A 3435-nucleotide genomic window follows, 5' to 3' on the forward strand; every position below is an offset into this window, starting at 1 on the left:
CAAAAGCAGTTATGGATAGACTGGTTGGAAGCGTATCCCGTAGAGTGATGGTATCCTTCATTTGAACCTCCTTGTAGTAGTCCGATTAGTGGTGTGATTGGGATATATTCAAAGTATACCATCTTTGAGGAAATTGTAAAGCTTCTATTCCTCAGTTTTGAAACGATGCCCGAAATGGTAATGGGTCAGTGAAAAGGGGGAGTAACCGTTCATCTCACCACGGAGACACAGAGACACTGAGAAAAATCTAAAATCATTCTCCGTGTCTCAGTGTCTCTGGGGTGAACGATTACCTTTTTTATTGACAGACTTCTGACGGCGTGGTATATTTAGAGATCGGTGAGAAAAATATGTTAAAGCCCTTAAGAATAGGTATGGCCCAGATAAATTGCACCGTAGGTGACTTAACCGGAAGTACTCGTAAAATCTGCGAGTATATTAAAAAAGCGGAAGAATCAGGTGTTGATCTAATCTCCTTCCCGGAGATGGCTATTACCGGTTATCCCCCTGAAGACCTTTTACATAAGGCCCAATTTATTAAAGATAACCTCAAATGTCTCAAAATGATTGCGGAAATTAAGGCCAGCCCAACCATAATCGTGGGATTTGTGGATAGACAGCAGGATAAACTATACAACGCCGCGGCCATTATTCATGATCAAACGGTAGCCGGTATTTACCGCAAGACACATCTGCCCAATTACGGCGTCTTTGATGAAAAGAGATACTTCCAGGAAGGCCAGGAAATACCTGTCTTTATCATTAATGGAGTAGCTATGGGCGTCAACATCTGTGAAGATATTTGGGAAGAAGCCGGGCCGGCCAAGATCCAGGCCTTAGTGGGTGGGGCCGAAGTAATAGTCAATATTAATGCTTCTCCCTATCATAAAGAGAAATGGAAAGAAAGAGAAGAGATGCTAAGGAAAAGGGCCAGGGACAATAAAGCCATTGTGGCTTACAACAATATGGTGGGAGGGCAGGATGAGTTGGTCTTTGATGGTCACGGCATGATATTCGACCAGGCCGGAAGGCTTATTACGCAAGGAAGGCAATTTGAAGAAGACCTGATAATGGCGGATTTAGACCTCGAGGCGGTGGCCCAGGCAAGACTGGCCGATGCTGAATGGAAAAAGAGAAGTGCTGAAATGGAAGCCTCTTATGGAAAGCCGGTCGAAAAAATAGAGATTTCTTCTCCACCTGTTTCGGATAAAAAGCCCCCCATAGAGAAAAGAAACATTACGGCCTTTCATTCCGTGAAAGAGGTCTATCAGGCCTTAATATTAGGCACCAAGGATTATGTGAAAAAGAACGGTTTCAAAAGCGTGGTTATTGGTCTGAGTGGGGGAGTGGATTCAAGCCTGACGGCCGCTATTGCGGTGGATGCCCTGGGAAAAGAAAATGTTTCAGGGATATTTATGCCGAGTCAATATTCATCTAAAGAGAGTGAAGAAGACGCCAGGGCATTAGCCCAAAATCTTGGGATTGAATTTAAGGTCATCCCCATCCAGGAGATTTTTGTCATCTATCGTCAAGTACTGTCCGGGCAATTTAAAGGGTATCCTCAAGATATAACCGAGGAGAATCTTCAGGCCAGAATTAGAGGGAATATCCTGATGGCCTTATCCAATAAGTTTGGCTGCCTGGTCTTGACTACCGGGAATAAATCGGAGACAAGTGTCGGATATGCTACGCTTTATGGCGATATGGCCGGCGGATTCGCCGTGATCAAAGATCTGCCTAAAATCCTGCTTTATGAACTCTGCCTGTTTAGAAATTCCTTAGGAAAGGTTATTCCTCAAAGGGTCATTGAGAAAGAGCCAACCGCCGAACTGTGTGAGAACCAAAAAGACCGGGATGCACTGCCGCCCTATCCTGTATTGGATGCCATCTTGCAAGCCTATGTGGAAGAAGACAAAAGTCCGGAAGAGATAAGGGAGATGGGTTTTGAAGAGGGAGTAGTAAGAAAGGTGATTAGTCTGGTGGATAGAAATGAGTATAAAAGAAGACAGGCCCCGCCAGGGATAAAAATAACTCCCAAGGCCTTTGGTAAAGACCGGCGGATGCCGATTACCAACAGGTATGGTTTTTGGAAATAGTTGACTGCTGGAAGCTATTGCCAATTTCAGGTGGATAGGCTGGAAGCTGTCCCTAAAAGCCTTTTACCTTCAGTCGTTAGCCTTCGGCTTGCGAAAGTGGGGTGAATTGAGTGCCTCGGTCATCAAGGCCATCTTATGCTAAGCGATTAAAGGCTATCTCTAAGGTAAGCGAAGCCATTGTCTCAAATCTCTACCTGGAAGATATCCTCCGGCTTATTACTACTGTCACGGCAGAGGTAATGGGCTCCAGGATATGTTCTTTGATGCTTTTGGATGAAGAAAAGCAGGAATTGGTTGTCCGGGCGACTAATTCTATCAGCAAGGAATTTTATGAAGCCTATAACCAAAAGCCTAATTTGAAGATAGGGGAAGGAATCGCCGGAAAGGTCGCCCAGGAAAATCATCCCCGAATAGTGGCTGATGTCACAAAGGAGAAAGACTATAAATATAAGGAAATGGCCCGAAAGGAAGGTCTGGTTTCTTTGCTCTGTGTTCCTTTATCTGTTAAGGGAAAAGTAATCGGGGTCCTGACTAGCTACACCTCTTTTCCTCATAAGTTTACCCAAAGTGAGGTCGATGTGCTGACCACCGTGGCCAATCAGGCGGCTGTAACCATTGAAAACGCCGACCTGATGGTCAAAACCAGGATCATTCAGGAGGAACTGGAGACCCGAAAGCTAATTGAAAAAGCCAAAGGCATCTTAATGAAAGAGCAGGGGTTCTCAGAAGAAGAGGCTTATCGAAGGATTCAGCAGCAGTCGATGAATATGCGTAAGTCTATGCGGGAGATTGCAGAGGCAATCCTTCTGACCAAGGAAATCGAGGGGAGGGATTAAGCATGGGATTAGCCCTTAAAAAGGAAGAGAGATACACTTATCGGGATTATCTCACCTGGCCTGACGAGGAAAGCTGGGAGATTATAAATGGTGAGGCATACAACATGAGTCCTGCTCCAAAGGTTACCCACCAGAATGTTGCAGGCAATCTTTATATAAGGCTGAGAACATCTCCAGAAAATGCCTGCTATACAGGCATAGCCCCTACAGATGTGGTGTTTGATGAATACAATGTGGTTCAACCTGATGTTTTTGTTGTGTGTGACAGGGCTAAGATTACTGAGGACAATATTCAAGGCGCACCTGATTTAATCGTAGAGGTGATTTCACCTAACACTGAGGTGAAGGACAAAAGAGAGAAGAAAGATATTTATGAAAGATTTGGGGTAAGAGAATACATCATTGTCTATCCTGAGAGGGAATATATTGAAAGATTCTCTCTGGTAGGTGACAGGTATAATGGACCGGAGATATTTAATTGGGATGAGATAATTTCCCTCAAG

General features: G+C 44.5%; 3 protein-coding genes. All 3 read left to right on the top strand.

Going from position 1 to position 3435, the window contains the following annotated elements; genetic code table 11:
- Nucleotides 1-350: 350 nt before the first annotated feature.
- On the top strand, nucleotides 351-2096 hold the full coding sequence (locus AB1797_13650) for an NAD+ synthase (protein ID MEW5768630.1): 1746 nt from the start codon (nucleotides 351-353) through the stop codon (nucleotides 2094-2096).
- A gap of 110 nt (nucleotides 2097-2206) precedes the next feature.
- On the top strand, nucleotides 2207-2932 hold the full coding sequence (locus AB1797_13655; protein ID MEW5768631.1) for a GAF and ANTAR domain-containing protein: 726 nt from the start codon (nucleotides 2207-2209) through the stop codon (nucleotides 2930-2932).
- A 2-nt stretch (nucleotides 2933-2934) separates the two neighbouring features.
- Nucleotides 2935-3435, top strand: a 501-nt coding sequence (locus AB1797_13660) for a Uma2 family endonuclease (protein ID MEW5768632.1), incomplete at its 3' end; no start/stop codon positions are given.

The organism is bacterium (assembly GCA_040753085.1).
Lineage (GTDB): Bacteria > UBA9089 > JASEGY01 > JASEGY01 > JASEGY01 > JASEGY01.